This window comes from Escherichia whittamii (genome assembly GCF_014836715.1).
GTDB lineage: Bacteria > Pseudomonadota > Gammaproteobacteria > Enterobacterales > Enterobacteriaceae > Escherichia > Escherichia whittamii.
In genome coordinates this window covers 16,588-38,727 of sequence record NZ_JACSQI010000010.1, presented here as the reverse complement: position 1 = coordinate 38,727, position 22,140 = coordinate 16,588, and the positions used below count along the sequence as shown (strand labels likewise).

Annotated in this window: 20 protein-coding genes; 3 read left to right on the top strand and 17 right to left on the bottom strand. The window is 52.0% G+C overall.

What is annotated here, in order from left to right; genetic code table 11:
* Window positions 1–24: 24 nt before the first annotated feature.
* The 4 genes from glrR to purL all read right to left on the bottom strand — a co-directional run bounded on the left by glrR (window position 25) and on the right by purL (window position 8,131).
* Entirely contained in the window at window positions 25–1,359 is a 1,335-nt protein-coding gene (gene glrR / locus H9644_RS15415) for a two-component system response regulator GlrR (RefSeq protein WP_064526171.1), read from the bottom strand.
* Entirely contained in the window at window positions 1,349–2,062 is a 714-nt protein-coding gene (gene qseG / locus H9644_RS15410; RefSeq protein ID WP_191775215.1) for a two-component system QseEF-associated lipoprotein QseG, read from the bottom strand. Before qseG ends, glrR begins: the two co-directional genes overlap by 11 nt.
* A gap of 164 nt (window positions 2,063–2,226) precedes the next feature.
* Complete coding sequence (qseE, locus tag H9644_RS15405; protein ID WP_191775213.1) at window positions 2,227–3,654, bottom strand: two component system sensor histidine kinase QseE/GlrK; 1,428 nt, start codon at window positions 3,652–3,654, stop codon at window positions 2,227–2,229.
* A 589-nt stretch (window positions 3,655–4,243) separates the two neighbouring features.
* A complete protein-coding gene (gene purL, locus H9644_RS15400; protein WP_064526165.1) occupies window positions 4,244–8,131 on the bottom strand; it encodes a phosphoribosylformylglycinamidine synthase in 3,888 nt (1,295 codons plus the stop codon).
* A 256-nt stretch (window positions 8,132–8,387) separates the two neighbouring features.
* On the opposite strand from purL, the gene mltF reads away from it, so the two are divergent.
* The gene (gene mltF, locus H9644_RS15395) at window positions 8,388–9,944 is read left to right on the top strand and encodes a membrane-bound lytic murein transglycosylase MltF (RefSeq protein WP_191775211.1); all 1,557 of its coding nucleotides are present in this window, start codon (window positions 8,388–8,390) and stop codon (window positions 9,942–9,944) included.
* Here mltF and tadA read toward each other — a convergent pair.
* Both tadA and yfhb read right to left on the bottom strand, forming a co-directional pair.
* On the bottom strand, window positions 9,941–10,444 hold the full coding sequence (tadA, locus tag H9644_RS15390) for a tRNA adenosine(34) deaminase TadA (RefSeq protein ID WP_064526984.1): 504 nt from the start codon (window positions 10,442–10,444) through the stop codon (window positions 9,941–9,943). The genes mltF and tadA overlap by 4 nt on opposite strands.
* Before the next feature lie 57 nt (window positions 10,445–10,501).
* Window positions 10,502–11,137, bottom strand: coding sequence for a phosphatidylglycerophosphatase C (gene yfhb / locus H9644_RS15385; RefSeq protein ID WP_064526162.1), 636 nt, complete (start codon window positions 11,135–11,137; stop codon window positions 10,502–10,504).
* Window positions 11,138–11,344: 207 nt separating this feature from the next.
* Between yfhb and H9644_RS15380 the strand changes: the two genes are divergently transcribed.
* Both H9644_RS15380 and yfhL read left to right on the top strand, forming a co-directional pair.
* Window positions 11,345–12,193: a MurR/RpiR family transcriptional regulator gene (locus H9644_RS15380; RefSeq protein ID WP_064526160.1), complete on the top strand. Its 849-nt coding sequence runs from the start codon at window positions 11,345–11,347 to the stop codon at window positions 12,191–12,193.
* Window positions 12,194–12,248: 55 nt separating this feature from the next.
* Window positions 12,249–12,509: a 4Fe-4S dicluster ferredoxin YfhL gene (gene yfhL, locus H9644_RS15375; protein ID WP_001196283.1), complete on the top strand. Its 261-nt coding sequence runs from the start codon at window positions 12,249–12,251 to the stop codon at window positions 12,507–12,509.
* A 193-nt stretch (window positions 12,510–12,702) separates the two neighbouring features.
* Here the strand turns inward: yfhL and shoB are convergent, their stop codons facing one another.
* The 11 genes from shoB to rseA form a co-directional block, all read right to left on the bottom strand.
* Window positions 12,703–12,783 carry a type I toxin-antitoxin system toxin ShoB gene (gene shoB, locus H9644_RS15370; protein ID WP_000128779.1) on the bottom strand — a complete coding sequence of 27 codons (81 nt, stop codon included), beginning with the start codon at window positions 12,781–12,783 and terminating at the stop codon, window positions 12,703–12,705.
* A gap of 420 nt (window positions 12,784–13,203) precedes the next feature.
* Window positions 13,204–13,584, bottom strand: coding sequence for a holo-ACP synthase (acpS, locus tag H9644_RS15365; protein ID WP_064526159.1), 381 nt, complete (start codon window positions 13,582–13,584; stop codon window positions 13,204–13,206).
* On the bottom strand, window positions 13,584–14,315 hold the full coding sequence (gene pdxJ, locus H9644_RS15360) for a pyridoxine 5'-phosphate synthase (RefSeq protein WP_064526152.1): 732 nt from the start codon (window positions 14,313–14,315) through the stop codon (window positions 13,584–13,586). Before pdxJ ends, acpS begins: the two co-directional genes overlap by 1 nt.
* Before the next feature lie 11 nt (window positions 14,316–14,326).
* Entirely contained in the window at window positions 14,327–15,055 is a 729-nt protein-coding gene (gene recO / locus H9644_RS15355; protein ID WP_191775348.1) for a DNA repair protein RecO, read from the bottom strand.
* 131 nt (window positions 15,056–15,186) lie between these two features.
* Complete coding sequence (era, locus tag H9644_RS15350) at window positions 15,187–16,092, bottom strand: GTPase Era (protein ID WP_000020738.1); 906 nt, start codon at window positions 16,090–16,092, stop codon at window positions 15,187–15,189.
* On the bottom strand, window positions 16,089–16,769 hold the full coding sequence (rnc, locus tag H9644_RS15345; RefSeq protein WP_001068343.1) for a ribonuclease III: 681 nt from the start codon (window positions 16,767–16,769) through the stop codon (window positions 16,089–16,091). Before rnc ends, era begins: the two co-directional genes overlap by 4 nt.
* 272 nt (window positions 16,770–17,041) lie before the next feature.
* Window positions 17,042–18,016: a signal peptidase I gene (gene lepB, locus H9644_RS15340; protein ID WP_000002532.1), complete on the bottom strand. Its 975-nt coding sequence runs from the start codon at window positions 18,014–18,016 to the stop codon at window positions 17,042–17,044.
* A 15-nt stretch (window positions 18,017–18,031) separates the two neighbouring features.
* Window positions 18,032–19,831, bottom strand: a complete 1,800-nt coding sequence (lepA, locus tag H9644_RS15335; protein WP_000790173.1) for a translation elongation factor 4 — start codon at window positions 19,829–19,831, stop codon at window positions 18,032–18,034.
* A gap of 197 nt (window positions 19,832–20,028) precedes the next feature.
* Window positions 20,029–20,508 (bottom strand): SoxR-reducing system protein RseC, encoded by a 480-nt coding sequence (rseC, locus tag H9644_RS15330; protein ID WP_064526146.1) that lies wholly within the window; start codon window positions 20,506–20,508, stop codon window positions 20,029–20,031.
* On the bottom strand, window positions 20,505–21,461 hold the full coding sequence (rseB, locus tag H9644_RS15325; protein ID WP_064526144.1) for a sigma-E factor regulatory protein RseB: 957 nt from the start codon (window positions 21,459–21,461) through the stop codon (window positions 20,505–20,507). Before rseB ends, rseC begins: the two co-directional genes overlap by 4 nt.
* A complete protein-coding gene (rseA, locus tag H9644_RS15320) occupies window positions 21,461–22,114 on the bottom strand; it encodes an anti-sigma-E factor RseA (RefSeq protein WP_191775210.1) in 654 nt (217 codons plus the stop codon). The genes rseB and rseA overlap by 1 nt, the downstream gene beginning before the upstream one ends.
* Between the last annotated feature and the right edge of the window lie 26 nt (window positions 22,115–22,140).

Sequence of the window (22,140 nt, the reverse complement as noted above, 5' to 3'; positions counted from 1 at the left end):
CTAAACGTAACACATTACGCCGATTCATTCCTTGAAATCGTTTGCATCCAGCTCGTGTCGGGAAAGCAGTTTATAAAATTCTGTCCGGTTGCGCCCCGCCATTCTCGCCGCATGAGTGACGTTGCCTTTGGTGATTTGCAACAACTTGCGTAAGTAGTTGAGTTCAAACTGGTTACGTGCCTCAACAAAGGTGGGCAGCGCCGTGTTTTCGCCCTCCAGCGCCTGCTCCACTAACGCATCACTAATCACCGGCGATGAGGTCAGCGCCACACACTGTTCAATCACGTTCACCAACTGGCGCACATTGCCTGGCCAGCTGGCGGTCATCAGGCGTTTCATCGCATCTGTAGAAAACGCGCGGACAAACGGTTTATGCCGTTCTGCCGCCTGGCGCAACAAGTGATTTGCCAGCAGCGGAATGTCTTCCGTGCGCTCCGCCAGCGCCGGAATTTTCAGGCTGACAACGTTGAGGCGGTAATAGAGATCTTCGCGAAACTCCCCGCGCGCCATCGCTTTTGGCAGGTCGCGGTGAGTCGCTGAAATAATCCGCACGTCGATATCAATATCGCGGTTGCTGCCCAACGGACGTACTTTGCGCTCCTGCAATACGCGAAGCAGTTTGACCTGCAAAGGTGCGGGCATATCGCCAATCTCATCGAGAAATAACGTGCCACCTTCCGCCGCCTGGAATAAACCTTCGCGATTGCTGACGGCACCAGTAAACGCGCCGCGTGCATGACCAAACAACTCCGACTCCAGCAACTGTTCAGGCAATGCGCCACAGTTAATAGCAATAAACGGCTTGCTGTTGCGCGGGCTGGCGTTGTGAATTGCCTGGGCGAAAATCTCTTTCCCGGTGCCGCTCTGACCGTTAATCAAAACACTAACATCTGATTGCGCCACCAGCCGCGCCTGTTCCAGCAAGCGCAGCATCAGCGGACTACGAGTGACAATCGCCTCGCGCCAACGTTCGTCAGTGGCTGGGGCGGATTGCTCCAGCGCATCATCAATTGCCTGATATAGCGCGTCTTTATCGACGGGCTTGGTGAGGAAACTAAACACGCCCTGCTGTGTCGCTGCTACGGCATCGGGAATAGAACCATGCGCGGTGAGGATGATTACCGGCATACCTGGCTGCACTTTCTGGATTTCAGCAAACAGTTGCATACCATCCATTTCATCCATCCGCAGGTCGCTGATGACTAAATCCACTTTTTCACGATTCAGTATCCGTAATCCCTCGGCACCACTTTCTGCTGTAACCACGCTATAACCTTCACTGGTCAGGCGCAGACCAAGCAATTTCAGCAATCCCGGATCGTCATCGACCAATAATAAATGCGCAGGTTTATGGCTCATCAGGGGTGACCTCATTGGTGGATGGCGCGTTTTTTTCACTCTCGTGCGGCGTGTCCGGTGGGAAATTTCCGGCCGGTTTGCGGGTCGAGAGCTGGCGCTCAATATCCGTCAGGTTCTCCAGCTTGCGGGTGGTGAGTTCCAGCTGTTGCTGTAGAACGTGATGTTGCTGGCGCAAGGCGTCCAGTTCGCTGTCGCTGGACTGCTGGAGTTTGCTGTAACGTTGGCGTTCTTCCGCCAGTTGCAGTTGCAGCGCCTGTCCGTCGCGCCAGAGTTGATACAAAGGGCGAACCTGCGCCGGGATCTCAGTACTTAACGCATCAATGCGCGCGACCAGTTGACGGCGCTCAAAAGGCGTGATTTTGGCATCGGCGAGCAAAATCCCCTGCTTAAAGGTATTTTGCCAGCTGCCATCACCATACTTACGCGCTTCCTGACGCGACTGCGCTGGCATTAAGCGGTTGGCGCAATCCATCGCCCGTAGCCAGTAAAGCGGGTTAGTTTCGGTTGATTTACCTTGCAGCGTCCAGATGTCGCTACATTCAGTAGGAAGATAATCAGCCAGTTGATAAACCGGAATTTTTTCTTCTACTGGCGCATTAATGGCTGGCTTATTGTGATTCTGCACGCAGCCCAGCAGCGCCAGACAAGGCACCCCCGCCAGCCACAGCCGTCGGGGTAAAAATCGTTGAAAAATGTGTCGCATATTCACCAGACTTAGAGCCTTTCCCAGCGGGCGTAATTGTTGCAGGCAGTTTGGACACGGGCAGCGCGGAGAAACCGGAGCGTACACGTAGTACGTGAGGATTTCGAGCACTGCCCGGGGCCGAACTGGCAAATAAAATAGCCTAATGGGATAGGCGCTTAACATTATTTCGTGTTTTTCGACAAAGGCAATTCAATGCGGAAGCAAACGTCTTGCCCGCTCTCATCGACCAGATACAGTTCTCCCTGCATACGGCGAATACAATCCCTGGCAATGCTTAATCCCAAACCGCTGCCCTTCACCGCCCCTTTTCGCTGGTGGCTTCCCTGAAAAAAGGGTTCGAAGATCATGGCGCGTTCCTCTTGCGGAATGGGCGTGCCTGTATTGATGACATCAATATAAACCCGCGCACCATGTAAACTGCTGCGAAGGCAAATGTTACCGGATTCAGCCCCGTAGTGCACCGCATTGGAGTAAAGATTATCCAGCACGCTCATCAGCAACATTGGCTCCGCCAGGCAAGCTGTTGCCTTGAGATCGACGTCGGTATGCATCATTTTAGCCCGTGCTGGCAGGCTGTGAGCGGAAACCACCGTCTCCACCAGCGGTGCTAGCTCAACGTTCTCAAGCTCAACTGCGCCATCCGCCTGTTTACGGTTGTAATCAAGCAGTTGTTCTATAAGTTTTTGCAAATTGCGGCTGCTGCTATCGAGGATGCTCACCACCTCTTTTTGTTCCGGCGTGAGCGTCCCGACGACCTGGTCAGCCAATAATTCAGTACCCTCGCGCATACTCGCCAGCGGCGTTTTCAATTCATGAGATAAATGTCTTAAAAACTGATGGCGTTGGGATTCAAGCCATGACAGGCGTTCGCTTAACCAGAGAATACGCTGCCCGACCGAACGTAACTCACTCGGGCCACTGAACGAGATGCTATTACCCAGAGAACGCCCTTCCCCCAGACGGTTGATCATCCGTTCGATATTTTTCACCGGGCCGATAATCATTCGGGTGAAAAGCAGCACCATTACCAGACTCACCAGGAACAACACCAGTGACTGCCAGCCGAAATACTGTCCGCGTTCGGCTATTTCACGCTGGAGTTGCTGCCCGCGTGAGAACACCACGGTGCGCGTGGCCTGTACCATTTCGGCATTGGCATTGGCAAAGGCTTCCAGACGCGCAGCCGCCGCCGCATCCGGCCCACTGTTGTTACACTGAAGTTGGGCCAGATTGTTCAAATCCTGACGTAATGCCTGGTAGAGTTTATCGTCTGGCAGCACGCCTGCGTGGGCATCGAGCATTTCACTGTAACGTTTACGCTGGCTTTGATAGACCTTTGCCAGGGTGGGATCATCCAGCACGCAATACTGACGGTAGCTACGCTCCATCTCCAGCGCCGCATTAGTCATTGCCTCACTGCGCCGGGCGTCAATAAGCGTTGTGCGATTGACCAGCGCCGCCTGATCGCTAAGTGCATTAAGGCTTTGCCAGGCTTGCCATGCCAGCACCAGCAGAGGAAGCAAAATGAGCAAGAATGCCAGCATGACTAATTGTCGTAATGAACGGGGAAAAACGGGCCAGCGTTTCAAGGTGTTACTCTCGTCAGACGCGAATAGCCTGATGCTAACCGAGGGGGAGTTCAGATACAACAAAGCCGGGAATTACCCGGCTTTGTTGTGGAATAAGGCGGTGCCTAACTCGACGTTTCGCCCGATGGTTGATATAGCTACGCTGATATCAGAAGTTGGACGGCAGGCACCTTGTTGTGCGTCATTCGAATTTTATGTAGCACGTCCCGAAGGGGCTGACATAAGTAGGTGAATGAGCCACTGGTTACTATTATGCAGTAACTGTGCCAATAAATAAAATAGTTTGATAACGTACTGATTCTACGTTGGTTTGATGGATTTATGGCTGCTTGACGATTTGTCTATAAATCAGCCACTGTGTCGCTCATAAGAGACAATTAAAGATAAAAGTATTAGTTTTAAATTAAATCAACAAGTTAAATGTCACCTATAAGCGACACGGCAAACCACCCGTTGTCGTGATTTACAGACACAAAAAAAGCTCCCGGATTTGGGAGCTGATAATAGTGGTTGACGTTTAATGCCGGATGCGGCGTTAACGCCTTATCCGGCCAACAAAATCAATGCGTTGCGAAAAATACTCGCAGCCTTACCCCAACTGCTTACGTGCATTGCGGAAAATGCGCATCCACGGACCATCTTCCCCCCAGTTTTCCGGATGCCAGGAGTTGCTGACAGTCCGGAAAACACGTTCCGGGTGCGGCATCATAATGGTGACACGACCGCTTTCGGTAGTGACCGCAGTGATACCGTTCGGGGAACCATTCGGGTTGGCCGGGTAGGTTTCAGTGACTTTGCCGAAGTTATCGACATAGCGCAGCGCCACCAGCCCTTTGCTTTCCAGTGCCGCCAGATGCGCCGCATCGCGCACTTCAACGCGCCCTTCACCGTGAGAAACGGCTATCGGCATCTGCGAACCAACCATCCCCTGCAGCAGCAACGACGGGCTTTGGGTCACTTCAACCAGGCTGAAACGCGCTTCAAAGCGATCGGATGTGTTACGCACAAAACGTGGCCACAGGTCACTACCAGGGATCAGTTCGCGCAGGTTGGACATCATCTGGCATCCGTTACATACCCCCAGCGCCAGCGTTTGCGGACGATGGAAGAAAGTTGCAAACTCATCGCGTACACGGTTGTTGAACAGAATAGACTTCGCCCAGCCTTCACCTGCGCCCAGCACGTCACCGTAGGAGAAACCGCCACACGCTACCAGGGCGTGGAAATCCTCCAGACCAGTTCGTCCAGCCAGCAGGTCGCTCATATGCACGTCGATAGCATCGAAGCCTGCACGATGGAAAGCTGCCGCCATCTCAACATGCGAGTTCACGCCCTGCTCACGCAGCACGGCAACTCTGGGGCGCGCGCCAGTGGCAATAAACGGTGCTGCCACATCTTCGTTGATATCGAACGACAGTTTCACATTCAGACCCGGATCGGCGTCGTTGGATTTCGCCTGATGTTCCTGATCGGCGCACTCCGGGTTGTCACGCAGGCGCTGCATCTGCCAGGTGGTTTCTGCCCACCAGACACGCAGCGTAGTACGGCTTTCGCTGAATACAGCCTGTCCGTTAGCGGTAATCACAAAACGGTCACCAGATACCGCCTGACCGACATAATGAACGCAATCAGCAAGGCCATGCTGTGCCAGTACGGCTTCGACCGCTTCACGGTCAGCGGCGCGCACCTGAATCACCGCCCCCAGTTCTTCGTTAAACAACGCAGCCAGGCGATCGTCGCCCAGAGAGGCGATATCCGCTTCAATGCCGCAATGACCGGCAAACGCCATTTCCGCCAGCGTCACCAGCAGGCCACCGTCAGAGCGGTCGTGGTACGCGAGCAGCTTACGCTGCGCAACCAGTGCCTGAATCGCGTCATAGAAACCTTTCAGTTGCGCGACGTCGCGCACATCAGCGGGTTTGTCGCCAAGCTGACGGTAAACCTGCGCCAGCGCCGTTGCGCCCAGCGCGTTATTGCCAAGGCCCAGATCAATGAGCAGCAGTGCGTTATCTTCGTTAGAAAGCTGCGGCGTAATGGTGTGACGTACATCTTCTACGCGGGCAAATGCAGAAATTACCAGCGACAGCGGCGACGTCATTTCGCGCTCTTCGCTACCTTCCTGCCAGCGGGTTTTCATCGACATGGAGTCTTTACCCACCGGGATCGTCAGGCCCAGCGCCGGACAAAGCTCTTCGCCCACGGCTTTAACGGCTTCATACAGGCCAGCATCTTCACCAGGATGACCTGCTGCCGCCATCCAGTTGGCGGAAAGTTTAATGCGTTTGATATCGCCAATCTGCGTAGCGGCGATGTTAGTTAACGCTTCACCGACCGCCAGACGGGCAGAAGCGGCGAAATCCAGCAGCGCAACCGGCGCACGTTCGCCAATCGCCATCGCTTCACCGTAGTAGCTGTCGAGGCTGGCGGTAGTGACCGCGCAGTTAGCGACCGGCACCTGCCACGGACCCACCATCTGATCGCGCGCCACCATACCGGTTACGGTACGGTCGCCAATGGTCACCAGGAAAGTTTTCTCCGCCACGGTCGGCAGATGCAGCACGCGTTTCACCGCATCAGCAATGGTGATCCCTTCACGGGCCAGGGCGTCGCCTTTCGCTTTCAGCGTTTGTACGTCGCGGGTCATCTTCGGCGTTTTGCCAAGCAGCACGTCCAGCGGCAGATCGATTGGCTGATTATCAAAATGGCGATCGTGCAGAGAAAGATGCAGTTCTTCGGTCGCTTCACCAATCACCGCGTATGGCGCGCGTTCACGCTTACACAGTTCGTCAAACAGCGGTAACTGATCGGCAGCAACCGCCAGCACGTAGCGTTCCTGGGATTCGTTACACCAGATTTCCAGCGGGCTCATGCCCGGTTCGTCGCTCAGGATATCGCGCAGTTCAAATTTACCGCCGCGTCCGCCGTCGCTCACCAGCTCCGGCATGGCGTTAGAAAGACCGCCTGCGCCAACGTCGTGGATAAACAGGATTGGGTTCGCATCGCCCAACTGCCAGCAACGGTCGATCACCTCCTGGCAGCGACGCTCCATCTCCGGGTTGTCGCGCTGGACGGAAGCAAAGTCGAGATCCGCATCAGACTGACCAGACGCCATAGAAGACGCCGCACCGCCGCCAAGACCGATGTTCATCGCCGGACCGCCGAGGACGACCAGCTTCGCACCAACGTTGATCTCACCTTTTTGTACGTGATCGGCGCGAATGTTGCCGATCCCACCCGCCAGCATGATCGGTTTGTGATAGCCGCGCAGCTCTTCGCCGTTGTGACTGTTTACTTTTTCTTCATAGGTACGGAAGTAGCCGTTCAGTGCCGGACGACCAAATTCGTTGTTAAATGCCGCGCCGCCTAATGGGCCTTCAGTCATGATGTCCAGCGCGGTGACAATGCGCTCCGGCTTACCGAAATCTTCTTCCCACGGCTGTTCGAAGCCCGGAATACGCAGGTTAGAAACGGAGAAACCGACCAGACCGGCTTTCGGCTTCGCACCGCGCCCGGTGGCGCCCTCATCACGTATTTCACCGCCAGAACCGGTCGCCGCCCCCGGCCACGGAGAAATCGCCGTCGGGTGGTTGTGGGTTTCCACTTTCATCAGAATATGCGCCGGTTCCTGATGGAAATCGTAGCGGCCCGTCTCGTGGTCGGCAAAATAGCGGCCCACTTCAGAGCCCTCCATCACTGCGGCGTTATCTTTATAAGCAGAGAGAACGTGATCCGGCGTGGTTTCGAAGGTGTTTTTGATCATCTTAAACAGCGATTTCGGCTGTTGTTTACCATCGATAATCCAGTCGGCGTTAAAAATCTTATGACGGCAGTGCTCAGAGTTCGCCTGGGCAAACATATAAAGCTCGATGTCGTTCGGGTTACGACCAAGCTTTGTGAAAGCATCTTGCAGATAGTCAATTTCATCGTCCGCCAGTGCCAGGCCGAGACGCAGGTTTGCGTCGATCAGCGCCTGACGTCCCTGCCCCAGTAAATCAACGCTGGTGACCGGAGTCGGTTGATGATGGGCAAACAGCTGCTCTGCATCATCTAAAGCGAAAAAGACCGTTTCCATCATGCGGTCGTGCAGTTCAGCGGTAACCTGCTGCCATTGTTCATTGTTCAGCGTACCGGCTTCTACATAGTAAGCAACGCCGCGCTCAAGGCGGTTTACCTGTTGCAGCCCGCAGTTATGAGCGATATCGGTCGCTTTTGAAGACCAGGGAGAGATGGTACCTGGACGCGGGGTCACCAGCAGTAATTTGCCTTCCGGGGCATGGCTGGCGAGTGCCGGGCCATATTTCAGCAGGCGTTCAAGTTGCGCGTACGCTTCTTCGTTTAACGGCGCATTGAGGTCAGCAAAATGGACATACTCGGCGTAAATGTTGTGAACCGGGAGCCTGGCAGCCTGAAAACGCGCCAGCAGTTTATTGATTCGGAATGCCGACAGTGCAGGCGAACCACGCAGAATTTCCATCATAAGTCTCTCGTCTTCTAAGCTTTCGGTGTACCCAAGGGGGGAAACGGGCGTCATTATAAAGAATCTGACGCGCTGACGAAACCGTTTGCGTGGAAATAAAATCACCATCGTGAATTAGCAACGCGTGCCGCCAACGGCTGTAATAAGTTGCCAACTGGCACAGGTTTACGCAAAATGCCGCTCATTGATGATTATACCTTTGTTTAGCATATCGTTTTTTCAAGCCAGGACACGAACGACACAGAGAATTAACTAATTGAAAAAATTAAAGATTAATTATCTGTTCATTGGCATTCTGGCACTGCTTCTCGCGGTAGCTCTCTGGCCATCTATTCCGTGGTTTGGTAAAGCCGACAACCGTATCGCCGCCATTCAAGCGCGGGGAGAATTGCGCGTGAGCACCATTCATACTCCCCTCACCTGGAATGAGATTAACGGTAAATCTTCCGGGCTGGATTATGAGTTGGCTAAACAATTTGCCGACTACCTCGGCGTGAAACTGAAAGTGACCGTACGGCAGAATATCAGCCAGTTGTTTGACGATCTCGACAACGGCGACGCCGACCTTCTGGCAGCCGGTCTGGTTTATAACAGTGAGCGGGTAAAAAATTATCAGCCTGGTCCAACCTATTATTCCGTTTCACAACAACTGGTTTACAAAGTGGGTCAATATCGCCCACGCACGCTGGGCAATTTGACGGCGGAACAGCTCTCCATCGCACCAGGACACGTCGTCGTTAACGATCTGCAAAGACTGAAAGAAACTAAGTTCCCGGATTTAAGCTGGAAGGTGGACGACAAAAAAGGCTCTGCAGAATTACTGGAAGATGTCATTGGAGGTAAGCTGGATTACACCATTGCTGATTCTGTCGCCATCAGCCTGTTTCAGCGAGTTCACCCGGAACTCGCCGTGGCGCTCGATATCACCGATGAACAACCCGTGACCTGGTTTAGCCAGTTAGATGACGATAATACCCTTTCCGCAGCTCTGCTCGACTTCTTCAACAAAATGAATGAGGACGGTACGCTGGCACGCATTGAAGAGAAATACCTGGGGCATGGCGATGATTTTGATTACGTCGATACGCGCACATTTTTACGCGCCGTCGATGCGGTTCTGCCACAATTAAAACCTTTGTTTGAAAAATACGCCGAGGAAATTGACTGGCGTTTGCTGGCGGCTATTGCTTATCAGGAATCACATTGGGACGCGCAAGCCACCTCACCGACCGGTGTGCGTGGAATGATGATGTTGACCAAAAATACCGCGCAAAGCCTGGGCATTACCGATCGTACCGATGCCGAACAAAGCATCAGCGGCGGCGCGCGTTATTTGCAGGATATGATGAGTAAAGTGCCGGAAAGCGTGCCAGAAAATGAACGGATTTGGTTTGCGCTCGCCGCTTACAATATGGGTTATGCGCATATGCTGGATGCTCGCGCCCTGACGGCAAAAACCAAAGGTAATCCTGACAGTTGGACCGATGTTAAACAACGTCTGCCTTTACTTAGCCAGAAACCCTATTACAGCAAGCTGACTTACGGTTATGCGCGGGGACATGAAGCTTACGCCTATGTCGAAAATATCCGTAAATATCAGATTAGTCTGGTGGGGTATCTGCAGGAGAAAGAAAAGCAGGCTACAGAAGCGGCGATGCAGTTGGCTCAGGATTATCCGGCGGTGTCACCAACAGAATTGAGTAAAGGAAAATTTCCTTTTCTCTCGTTTCTTTCACAGTCGTCATCTAATTATCTGACACACTCCCCTTCGCTGCTGTTTTCCAGGAAGGGAAGTGAAAAGAAACAAAATTAATCCGCAGAAGATTGTGCTTTTTTCTGCGCTTTAATTTCCTGACGACGCATGCGAAAGAAGTCGCTGAGTAGCGCTGCACACTCTTCCGCCAGTATCCCTTCTGTGATTTCCACCCGGTGATTCATCCCCGGATGGTGCAACACATCCATTAATGATCCGGCAGCGCCCGTTTTCGCATCTCGTGCACCAAAAACAACACGACCAATGCGGCTGTGAATCATCGCTCCGGCGCACATTACACACGGCTCCAGCGTGACATATAATGTTGCGTCGATCAGGCGATAATTTTGCATCACCAGACCGCCCTGACGCAGGGCCATGATTTCAGCGTGCGCGGTTGGATCATGCCGACCAATCGGACGATTCCAGCCTTCGCCGATTACCCGGTTGTTATGCACTAATACTGCGCCGACCGGTACTTCCCGCTCGTCCCAGGCACGCTTTGCCAGCGTCATGGCATGACGCATCCAGTATTCGTGACTAAATTCGACTTCAGACAAAAAGAAAACTCCGGTTATAAAAGCGCGGCGCATTATACACGTACGCTATGCTTTACTCTATTCCAGTTGCTGGAGTTCGCCGCGCGGAGTTACGCGCCAACGGTGCTGACAAAAATAGAGCAGCGGGTTGTCCTGATTACTGTCGCTGTAACCACTGTACAACCGCAGTGGCGTACCGATTTTGCGCTCCAGTTGCGCGACCTTCTCATGCCCGAGACAACGCATGGTCAACACCCAGCCGCCATAGCCTCGCTGGATTTGGCTGGCGATAAGATTAACCCGTGGTAGCCACGATGTATCAAAATAGACAGCCTCAACCAATGGCTGCGGAGAACCAGTTATCAACCAGATATCGGCATCGGAACTTAGCAGATAGGTAGTCAGGCGCTCTTGCACCAGCGGGAAAGCAGTAACATTGTCGCGAAACCAGTGCACAAAATCGGCTTGCAACGCCTGTAAACGCGCTTCGCGGTGACCAAAAGTACATCCCCACAATAGCAGACTCATCGGCCAGCGCGCGGCACGACCTTTTATCAATAATGCCATGGCAATAACCGGTAATAGCGGCAGGACAAGCAGTGTATTCAGTGGTTGGCGACGCAGTATGTAGCGCAGAAAACTACCGAACATATCCTGTTGATGCAATGTTCCATCTAAGTCAAAAAACACCACACGACGCTCGTGAGTTGCCAAACCATACTCCTCTGGACTGAAACATCCTGATTAATCATCGCTACTACATAGCCTAACAGATAGATCATCACTTTTCCGGCAACAATCTACCGTATAATGCTGAATGGAATTTTTAATTCATAGATCTTACAAACTATGGAATATAATATTCACTCGCTTGTGTCTCATATTGCCTGTTGTCGCCATTATTTCATCGCGAGGAAAGATATGAACGGCTTACTTCGTATTCGTCAGCGTTACCAGCAGCTTGCCCAGAGTGATAAAAAACTGGCGGACTATCTCCTGCTACAACCTGATTCGGCGCGCCATTTAAGTTCGCAGCAATTGGCCAACGAAGCCGGAGTCAGTCAATCCAGCGTAGTGAAATTCGCACAAAAACTCGGCTATAAAGGTTTTCCAGCCTTAAAACTGGCGTTAAGCGAAGCTCTGGCGAGCCAGCCGGAATCCCCTTCTGTCCCCATTCATAACCAAATTCGCGGTGATGATCCGTTGCGACTGGTGGGCGAAAAGCTCATAAAAGAAAACACGGCTGCCATGTATGCGACGCTGAACGTTAACAGTGAAGAGAAATTGCATGAATGCGTGGTGATGTTGCGTTCTGCGCGGCGGATTATTTTGACTGGCATTGGCGCTTCGGGTCTGGTAGCGCAAAACTTTGCCTGGAAACTGATGAAGATTGGTTTCAATGCTGCCGCAGAACGCGATATGCATGCGTTGCTCTCAACTGTACAGGCATCTTCACCGGACGACCTGTTATTAGCTATCTCTTACACTGGTGTACGACGTGAGTTAAATCTCGCGGCGGATGAGATGCTACGTGTGGGAGGAAAGGTGCTGGCAATTACCGGTTTCACGCCAAATGCTCTGCAACAACGTGCATCCCATTGCCTGTATACTATTGCCGAAGAACAGGCGACGAATAGTGCGTCGATCTCCGCTTGTCACGCCCAGGGAATGCTTACAGATTTGCTGTTCATTGCGCTAATCCAGCAGGATCTCGAACTGGCGCCTGAGCGCATTCGCCACAGCGAGGCACTGGTGAAAAAACTGGTTTGAGTAAAGAATGCGCGTATAATGCCCGCCCGGTTTGTGTTGTTTTGAGAGTTTCCTTATGGCGCTGTTAATCACTAAAAAATGCATCAATTGTGATATGTGTGAACCTGAATGCCCGAATGAGGCGATTTCGATGGGTGATCATATTTACGAGATTAACAGCGATAAGTGTACTGAATGCGTAGGTCACTACGAAACGCCAACCTGCCAGAAGGTGTGCCCGATCCCTAATACCATTGTGAAAGATCCGGCGCATGTCGAGACAGAAGAGCAGTTGTGGGATAAATTTGTGCTGATGCATCACGCGGATAAAATTTAATATCCTGCTTCAGGAGCAGGGTATTGCTTATTTACCCGAATAAAACCGAAAGTGTTATATTTATTTCCATGACGTCATTAATAAATATATTCATTAAATGAATTTCTATAATATCTACGCAGACATTTACTTCTAATTATTAAAGGCGCGCCTGGCTGGTTAACCTGACGCGCCTTAAGTACGTTTCCTGGTGTTACAAGAACAGAAGGATCAGCTGTAAAACAGCAATGACGACTTTAATGACCCGTTTAATCAGGTATCGACAATCAGTCATTCGTTTTTCCTTAAACAAGGAATGCAGCCGCTCAGATTAGCCCTTACATCTCCCCAAAGCTGAACGTGCGAGTTATTGAGGGTGCATGCTGCACTCCACACCAGAGCTTTGACGACACCACTCGTTTCAATGGGGGAATTCAGTGGCATGGTGTAAAGCACAGCAAAATTTCCAATAACGAAGCTAATTTTAATGTACTTACAAATTGGCGGTCACGTTAATCTTGCCATCAATATCGATTTATTCGTCAAGGCTCGAGTTTTTATACTAAAGATTGCAAGTTGCTTGTAAAAGATAACCACACTGATCCATAATCGCTCTCATTGAGGGTGCGTGCTGCACAAAATTAAAGTTGTAAAGTAAAACCCCCGTTCCTTACCAGTTCGGGGGTTTTATTTTTTAAAGAGAACGGTATTATTTTTAACTTTCAATAATTACCGTGGCACAAGCATAGTGGCGCTCATCTGCCAGCGTCACATGCATATGCGCGACGCCCAACTTTTCTGCCAGTTTTAACGCCTCGCCCCACAACCGTAGTCTTGGCTTGCCGAGCTCATCGTTAAACACTTCAAACTGATTAAACGCCAGACCATTGCGGATCCCGGTGCCAAACGCTTTTGCTGCCGCTTCTTTCACAGCAAAACGCTTCGCCAGAAAACGCACTGGCTGTTGGTGCGTTTTCCAGATTTCCCATTCGTTATCGCTTAATACGCGGCGTGCCAGGCGCTCACCAGATCGGGCGATCACCGCTTCAATGCGAGCGATCTCCACGATATCGGTGCCTAAACCTAATATTGCCATTAGCCACGCGCTTCCAGCATCAGACGCTTCATTTCTGCCACCGCATCTTTCAGCCCGGTCATCACCGCTCGTCCGATAATGGCATGACCGATATTCAGTTCATGCATCTCAGGGATGGCGGCAATGGCTTTCACGTTGTGATAGGTCAGACCGTGACCGGCGTTAACTTTCAGACCGAGACTTGCAGCAAAGGTTGCTGCTTTGGCAATGCGTGCCAACTCTTGCGCCTGTTCAGCTTCAGTTTTGGCATCGGCATAACAACCGGTGTGGATCTCGATAAACGGGGCGCCTACGTCTGCTGCAGCTTTGATTTGCTCTTCGTCGGCATCAATGAAAAGAGAAACCTGAATCCCGGCATCCGCCAGACGTTTACAGGCATCGCGCATTTTGTCACGCTGACCGGCTACGTCCAGGCCACCTTCGGTTGTCACTTCCTGGCGCTTTTCTGGTACCAGGCAGCAAAAATGAGGCTTAGTCTCAACGGCAATCGCCAACATCTCTTCAGTCACCGCCATCTCCAGATTCATGCGGGTATCCAGCGTCTGACGCAGGATGCGCACGTCGCGGTCAGTAATGTGGCGACGATCTTCACGCAAATGCACGGTAATGCCATCCGCGCCAGCCTGCTCGGCAATAAACGCGGCCTGCACCGGGTCGGGGTAGGCAGTACCACGTGCATTCCGCAGTGTTGCGATATGGTCAATGTTGACGCCCAACAGTAATTCAGCCATGACAATCCTCATCAGTCATTATGTGTTTGCACTGTTCGCTTAGGTATAAACTGCCGGAACAGTTCCCTGCTCTTTAATGGTTTACCGCCAAGATACGGCTTAAGCGCCATGCGGGTAAAGCGTTTCGCGGCACGCAATGTGTCTGCATCAGGAAATTCCCGCGCGTGTAACGCTTTCAACTGCCTTCCGGTGAAGGTTTTGTTGTCGATAACTACACTGGCGATAAAGCCTTTTTCTTCGCGATAACGATACGTCATGGTGTCATCCACCGGTTCGCCGCTACCTGCGCAATGGGTAAAATTAACGCCATAACCCAGATGCCCGAGCAATGCCAGCTCAAAGCGACGCAAGGCCGGTTCCGGTGTGCCTGTGGCTCCAGCCAGAGACTGGATGCAGTGTAAGTAATCGAAAAAGAGTTCCGAGAAGCGCGTCTCGTATTCCAGCACGCGAGAGAGAAGTTCGTTGATGTACAGACCGCTGTAAAGCGTGATACCGCTTAATGGTAGCGCCAATGAGACAGCTTCAGCACTGCGCAGCGTTTTGACTTCACCGCGCCCACCGAAGCGTAGCAAGAGAGGGGTGAAAGGCTGTAATGCACCTTTCAGAGTTGAGCGTTTAGAGCGTGCGCCTTTGGCAACCAGGCGCACGCGACCCGATTCCTCCGTGAAGACGTCCAGCATCAGACTGGTTTCGCTCCACGGGCGACTATGCAGGACAAATGCGCGCTGCCAGCCTTCCATCATACTCGTCGCCTTTCAAGTTGCAGGTGCCCTGGCTGCACCCGTTCACCCTGGTCACTTACTTTAGTAAGCTCCCAGGGATTCACGGTCTTGCCGCCTTCCTGCACCTCGAAAGTCATAGAGTATGCTAATTAAAGATCGTCAACGTAACCGAGACTGCGCAACGCGCGTTCGTCGTCGGCCCAACCAGATTTCACTTTCACCCACAGCTCAAGGTGGACAGGCGCTTCGAACATTTCTTGCATGTCTTTACGCGCTTCAATACCGATGGTTTTAATCTTGGCCCCTTTGTTGCCGATGACCATCTTCTTCTGCCCTTCGCGCTCAACGAGAATCAAACCGTTGATGTCGTAACCACCACGTTCATTGGTGACAAAACGTTCGATCTCCACGGTCACGGAGTACGGCAGTTCTGCTCCGAGGAAACGCATCAGTTTTTCACGGATGATTTCAGAGGCCATAAACCGCTGTGAACGGTCGGTGATGTAATCTTCCGGGAAGTGATGCGTCGCTTCCGGCAGGTGTTTGCGCACGATTGCCGCGATAGTGTCAACGTTAAGTCCGGTTTCGGCGGAGATTGGCACGATATCGAGGAAATTCATCTGGCTTGCAAGGAACTGCAGGTGCGGCAGCAGATCGGCTTTTTCCTGCACGTTATCCACTTTGTTCACCGCGAGGATCACCGGCGCTTTACCGTCACGCAACTTGTTGAGCACCATTTCATCGTCCGGCGTCCAACGGGTGCCTTCAACGACAAAAATCACCAGCTCAACGTCGCCAATGGAGCTGCTCGCCGCTTTGTTCATCAGGCGGTTAATAGCACGCTTCTCTTCCATATGCAGGCCCGGGGTATCGACGTAGATCGCCTGATACGCGCCTTCAGTATGGATACCCACAATGCGGTGACGAGTTGTCTGCGCTTTGCGGGAAGTGATGGAGATTTTCTGCCCCAACAGTTTGTTCAGCAGCGTGGATTTGCCAACGTTCGGACGTCCGACGATGGCAATAAATCCGCAGTAACTTTTATCGATGCTCATTCCAGCTCCAGTTTTTTCAACGCCTGTTCGGCGGCAGCCTGCTCAGCCTTACGACGGCTTGAACCTGTGCCAACCACCGGTTCACTCAGGCCGCTGACCTGGCAGTGGATTGTAAATTCCTGATCGTGCGCTTCGCCACGGACCTGAACTACAAGATAGGTTGGCAGCGGCAGATGGCGCCCCTGCAAATATTCTTGCAAGCGCGTTTTCGGATCTTTTTGTTTATCGCCTGGGCTAATTTCGTCCAGACGGGTTTGATACCAGTTAAGGATTAACTTCTCGACGGTTTGAATATCACTGTCGAGGAATACGCCGCCAATTAATGCTTCGACGGTGTCGGCGAGAATTGACTCGCGACGAAATCCACCGCTTTTAAGTTCACCCGGCCCTAAACGCAAGCACTCGCCTAACTCAAATTCGCGTGCCAGTTCTGCCAGCGTATTGCCACGGACCAGCGTGGCACGCATCCGGCTCATATCGCCTTCATCCACACGAGGGAAACGGTGATACAGCGCATTGGCGATAACGTAGCTCAAGATTGAGTCGCCTAAAAATTCTAAACGCTCGTTATGTTTGCTGCTGGCGCTGCGGTGAGTTAATGCCTGCTGCAGCAGTTCCTGATGATTAAAAGTGTAGCCCAGCTTCCGTTGAAGCCGATTAATTACGATGGGGTTCATGCGATACCAATAAATAAATGCGTCAACAATTCAGCACACGAAACAGACCTGATACACATAGGCTCTGTTAACCGCTTTGTTGCGGATTCATTACGCCATATGTGGAAATCAACGCTGTTTCGTGTGCCGTGGCAACCAGAAGGCGCCAACCTTAAACTTCGGGGGAATATTCTATACACAACGATAAGGGATGTCGTTAGCCTGGGGAGATTTATCTCATAAATAATTCACGTTGCCGCCAGAATGACGACAACGTGAACGAGAAACAGCAATTAATGGATGCCACCGATGCGACTTAAGCGCACACCTGTCGGCCATTCACCTTCTTGCTTATCGAAACTCATCCAGATAGCCGTTGCCCGACCGACCAGATTCGCTTCCGGCACAAAGCCCCAGTAACGGCTGTCCGCGCTGTTATCGCGGTTGTCACCCATCATGAAATATTGACCCGGCGGAACAATCCAGGTTGCCAGTTGCTGCCCTGGCTGCTGGTAATACATCCCTACCTGATCCTGGGCGATGGGTACAGTCAGGATACGATGCGTTACATCGCCCAGCGTCTCTTTACGTTCAGAAAGACGAATACCATTTTCTTTAGTTTCGTTTTTCGGCACTTCAAAGAAGCCACTGGTCGCTTCCCCGCCGTTACGACGCGAGAAGGTCTGTACGAAATCGCTCGGTTCAACGTTGGAATAAGTTACTGGTAGCGCGTTTTCACACGCCTGACCGGAACTGCATCCTGGTTGAATGGTCACTTCTTTCGCCACCGGATCATAAGTGACTTTATCGCCCGGTAAACCTACCGCTCGCTTGATATAATCAAGCTTCGGATCTTCCGGGTATTTGAAGACCACGATATCGCCACGTTTCGGATGACCGGTTTCGATCAATGTTTTCTGGTAAATAGGATCTTTAATGCCGTAAGCAAATTTCTCTACCAGAATGAAGTCACCGATTAATAGAGTCGGCATCATCGAACCTGACGGGATCTGGAACGGTTCATAAATAAATGAACGCACAATCAATACGATAGCCAGCACCGGAAATACAGAAGCCCCGGTTTCCAGCCAGCCTGGCTTCGGCGCAACCTTTTTCAGGGTTGCTTTATCCAGTGAATCCCCGGCAGCCGCTTGCGCCGCTGCCTGACGTTCCCGTCGTTTAGGTGCGAAAAAGAATTTATCCACGCACCATAAAATGCCCGTCACCAGTGTGGCAATCACCAGAATCAGGGCAAACATATTCGCCATGCCAACTCCTAAGGGTTATTTGTTGTCTTTGCCGACGTGCAGAATGGCAAGGAACGCTTCTTGCGGCAGCTCGACGTTACCTATCTGCTTCATACGTTTCTTACCTTCTTTCTGCTTCTGCAGCAGCTTTTTCTTACGGCTAATATCACCACCATAGCATTTAGCCAGTACGTTTTTACGCAGCTGCTTCACGGTGGAACGCGCAATGATGTGCGTACCAATCGCTGCCTGAATAGCGATATCAAACTGCTGGCGTGGGATCAGATCTTTCATCTTCTCCACCAGCTCGCGACCACGATTTTGCGAATTATCACGGTGGGTGATCAATGCCAGCGCATCAACACGTTCACCGTTGATTAAGACGTCAACACGCACCATGTCAGAAGCCTGGAAGCGTTTGAAGTTGTAATCCAAAGACGCATAGCCACGCGAGGTTGATTTCAGTCGGTCGAAGAAATCAAGCACCACTTCCGCCATCGGGATCTCGTACGTCAGCGCTACCTGGTTTCCGTGATAGACCATGTTGGTCTGTACACCGCGTTTTTCCACGCACAGGGTAATGACGTTACCGAGATACGCTTGCGGCAGCAGCATGTGACACTCTGCAATCGGCTCGCGCAGTTCGTAGATGTTATTTACCGCTGGCAGCTTGGATGGGCTGTCGACGTAGATAACTTCTTTTGCCGTAGTTTCAACTTCATACACTACTGTCGGTGCTGTGGTAATCAGGTCCAGATCGTATTCACGTTCCAGACGTTCCTGAATGATCTCCATGTGCAGCAGGCCGAGGAAGCCGCAGCGGAAACCAAAGCCCAGCGCCGTAGAGCTTTCTGGCTCATAGAACAGTGAGGCGTCGTTCAGGCTGAGTTTGCCCAACGCGTCACGGAAGGCTTCATAGTCGTCGGAACTTACCGGGAACAAGCCCGCATAAACCTGCGGTTTAACTTTCTTAAACCCAGGCAACGCTTTTTCTGCCGGATTACGCGCCAGCGTTAAGGTATCGCCTACCGGTGCGCCGTGGATGTCTTTGATCGCACACACCAGCCAACCTACTTCGCCGCATTTCAGTTCAGTACGATCAACCTGTTTCGGCGTGAAGATCCCCAGGCGGTCGGCGTTATAGGTCTGCCCGGTGCTCATAACTTTCACTTTGTCGCCCTTACGCAGGGTGCCGTTTTTAATACGGATAAGTGAAACCACGCCCAGGTAGTTATCGAACCAGGAGTCGATAATCAGCGCCTGTAACGGACCTTCTGGATCGCCTTCCGGCGGTGGAATGTCGCGCACCAGACGTTCGAGAACGTCCTGCACGCCAACGCCGGTTTTCGCTGAACAGCGCACCGCGTCGGTGGCATCGATGCCAACAATATCTTCAATTTCTTCCGCCACGCGTTCAGGATCGGCTGCCGGTAAGTCAATCTTGTTCAGTACCGGCACCACTTCGAGATCCATCTCCATCGCGGTGTAGCAGTTCGCCAGAGTTTGCGCTTCTACGCCCTGCCCGGCGTCGACCACCAGCAATGCGCCTTCGCAGGCGGCCAGAGAACGGGAAACTTCATAGGAGAAGTCAACGTGGCCTGGAGTGTCGATAAAGTTAAGCTGATAGGTTTCGCCGTCAGACGCTTTGTAGTCCAGCGTCACGCTCTGCGCTTTGATGGTGATGCCACGCTCACGCTCAAGATCCATGGAATCGAGAACCTGCGCCTCCATTTCACGGTCAGACAGGCCACCGCAGATCTGGATAATACGGTCAGACAGCGTCGATTTACCGTGGTCAATGTGAGCAATGATCGAAAAGTTACGTATATTCTTCATAAAGTATGATTATTGTGCCTTAATGCCCGGTTAACCAGGCTTTTAGAAGTCGCTGTTCTGAGCTTAACGTCTGTATTAATAGAAAGGCCGCATTCTACACTACAACATTGAGGCGAGGAAATGTTCATACCGTATGGATTGTAGTATCTGGAAACGTCCTCGCATTTGTTATGCAAAATGCGACAAAGCCAGTGAAATCACTGGCTCGCGTCTTCCGAAGATGTTTCAAACCGCACAAGGCCTGGCGGCAATGCCACGCTTAAAATGATCGGTTGCCATTCAGCCCGGGCAGCAAACTTTCGCGAGTAGCCGCGCGCAATCAGGAATCCACCAACGCCACCAAGAATTGCGCCGCATAACGCCGCAATGTCTGAAGCAAAGAGTAGCTGAAATAACGAAGCAACAAGGAACAATCCCACCAGCGGCGACATATAAACCAGCAATGCGGAACTAAGCAGGCTACCTTCAGCGATTCCTAATTCCACTTTTTGCCCCGGCACTAACGGTTCATCACAGGGTACGACGATGGTATGTGTGGTTTGCGGACCAAGTTTATTCAACACGCGGCTGCCGCAGCCAGCACGGGAAGCGCAGCTGCTGCATGAGGCTTTGACATCACAACTGACCAGCGCCTGCCCGTTTTGCCAGGAGACGACAGTAGCCCACTCTTTGATCATTGCGCGGCCCCGAACTTAATGTTCTCGGCGATGCGTTTCGCCGTTTGCGGCGGTAGTTCACCAACAATAGTGATTTCCGCGTTGTCACGTATGCTGGTGCTGACTGTTCGGCGTCCGGTTCGCAACATCTGATCGGTGCTCGACGGCGTCGCGCGGTTAACGTTTACCGAGAAGCTGAACAACCCGTCAGAATAGAGACGTGATTCGATGGGCATATTGTCCATCGTGGGCAACGGGCGTCGGCTACTGGAGACTTCGCTAAACCCCTGCGGTAACCAGGTTGGAGTCCAGTTGAATTTGGCTTTTTCACCTACAGGAACAGAAAGCAGTGGCGGCAAGTTCGCCTTCGCCAGCGTCTGCATACTGCTGCTGATATCCTGATTGACGTTAAAAGCAATCACGCGAAATTGTTCCAGCGTTTCGCCATCGCGATCAAGGAGATCAACCCGCATCGGTAATTTCGATTCGGTGTCCATCCACACAATGTAGCTGTAGCGTGTACCATCACGGGCGACTACGCGAATGACTTCGCAAAGACGATCAGCAATACGAGTGCGTCCCACGGAGATAAAGTCGTAGTAAGGAGAAAGGCGTTTGAAATCGGTATAGATGAGCGATGGCAGAGAATCAACAATGTAATCGCCATTAAGAGTAAACGGTTCAAGGCCCGGCTCAAAGTAGCTGATTTCATTGCCGCGCTGTACCACTTCCCGGCGCGGGCCATCCATTTGCAACAACTGTGCAAGCGGACGGTTATCGAGGCGTGCATGTCGATAACGCAGAGACTCAACACCTTGTTTATTGATGCTGATGAATGACAGCTCGTAATTCAGTGACTGACTAGCCAGGTTCATCTGCTGTAATAACGCCCCGGACGCGGGAGTGGCCGAGGCGTTAGCAGAGAATAACAGGCTACCTGTCACTAATGACATGGCAAACCAAAGTTGCTTCATTACTGCGATTGCGTTCCTAAAGTTTGAATTCCTGGCACCTGTACAGCGGCTTGCTGTGTCTGGGCCTGCTCAAACTGAAGCTGTTCGGAGTGGAGTCGACGTTGCAGTTCGTAATCCTGCAACATGGCATTAATGCGACGACGCTGCTCCTGTACCTGTTGCTGCTGACCATTGCTCGCGGTCGTCGCTTCAGAAGGTCCCCCCAGGCTTACCGGGCTGGCTTTACCCATCATCGGCAGAGTATTAAATACCGGTGTTTCGGGCTGCTGGGACGTTTCAGATTGTCCATTATAGTGCTGGACGCCAACGATAACTGCAAGCGATACACATGCCGCTACGCCCATTTGGGTAAGCTGTGCCGCCCACGGACGTACTTTCTGCCAGAATGGCATTTTCTGCCATTGATGCGGTGCAGGCTGGGCCTCTGGGATCAATATCGTCGGTTGACGAACTGGCTCTTCTTCAATGGCGGCCATCACGCGTGATGAGATATCGAAATGAAGCAACTCAGGAGTATCACCCCGCATAGAGTCACGGATTAAGTGATAGCTTTCCCAGGTTTTCTGCATTTCCGGGTTGTGAGCCAGTTCGTTAAGCAGCTCACTATCCAGCGTTTCGCCATCCATTAAAGCGGAAAGTTGTTCTTTCTGCATGCCTAATACCCTTATCCAGTATCCCG

Bases quoted from the DNA above. Each gene is read 5' to 3' on its own strand.
- pdxJ (WP_064526152.1), bottom strand. From the start codon at position 14,315: ATGGCTGAATTACTGTTGGGCGTCAACATTGACCATATCGCAACACTG.
- yfhL (WP_001196283.1), top strand. From the start codon at position 12,249: ATGGCGCTGTTAATCACTAAAAAATGCATCAATTGTGATATGTGTGAA.
- rseB (WP_064526144.1), bottom strand. From the start codon at position 21,461: ATGAAGCAACTTTGGTTTGCCATGTCATTAGTGACAGGTAGCCTGTTA.
- rnc (WP_001068343.1), bottom strand. From the start codon at position 16,769: ATGAACCCCATCGTAATTAATCGGCTTCAACGGAAGCTGGGCTACACT.
- purL (WP_064526165.1), bottom strand. From the start codon at position 8,131: ATGATGGAAATTCTGCGTGGTTCGCCTGCACTGTCGGCATTCCGAATC.
- qseG (WP_191775215.1), bottom strand. From the start codon at position 2,062: ATGCGACACATTTTTCAACGATTTTTACCCCGACGGCTGTGGCTGGCG.
- recO (WP_191775348.1), bottom strand. From the start codon at position 15,055: ATGGAAGGCTGGCAGCGCGCATTTGTCCTGCATAGTCGCCCGTGGAGC.
- acpS (WP_064526159.1), bottom strand. From the start codon at position 13,584: ATGGCAATATTAGGTTTAGGCACCGATATCGTGGAGATCGCTCGCATT.
- shoB (WP_000128779.1), bottom strand. From the start codon at position 12,783: ATGACTGATTGTCGATACCTGATTAAACGGGTCATTAAAGTCGTCATT.
- rseC (WP_064526146.1), bottom strand. From the start codon at position 20,508: ATGATCAAAGAGTGGGCTACTGTCGTCTCCTGGCAAAACGGGCAGGCG.
- H9644_RS15380 (WP_064526160.1), top strand. From the start codon at position 11,345: ATGAACGGCTTACTTCGTATTCGTCAGCGTTACCAGCAGCTTGCCCAG.
- rseA (WP_191775210.1), bottom strand. From the start codon at position 22,114: ATGCAGAAAGAACAACTTTCCGCTTTAATGGATGGCGAAACGCTGGAT.
- lepB (WP_000002532.1), bottom strand. From the start codon at position 18,016: ATGGCGAATATGTTTGCCCTGATTCTGGTGATTGCCACACTGGTGACG.
- era (WP_000020738.1), bottom strand. From the start codon at position 16,092: ATGAGCATCGATAAAAGTTACTGCGGATTTATTGCCATCGTCGGACGT.
- glrR (WP_064526171.1), bottom strand. From the start codon at position 1,359: ATGAGCCATAAACCTGCGCATTTATTATTGGTCGATGACGATCCGGGA.
- lepA (WP_000790173.1), bottom strand. From the start codon at position 19,831: ATGAAGAATATACGTAACTTTTCGATCATTGCTCACATTGACCACGGT.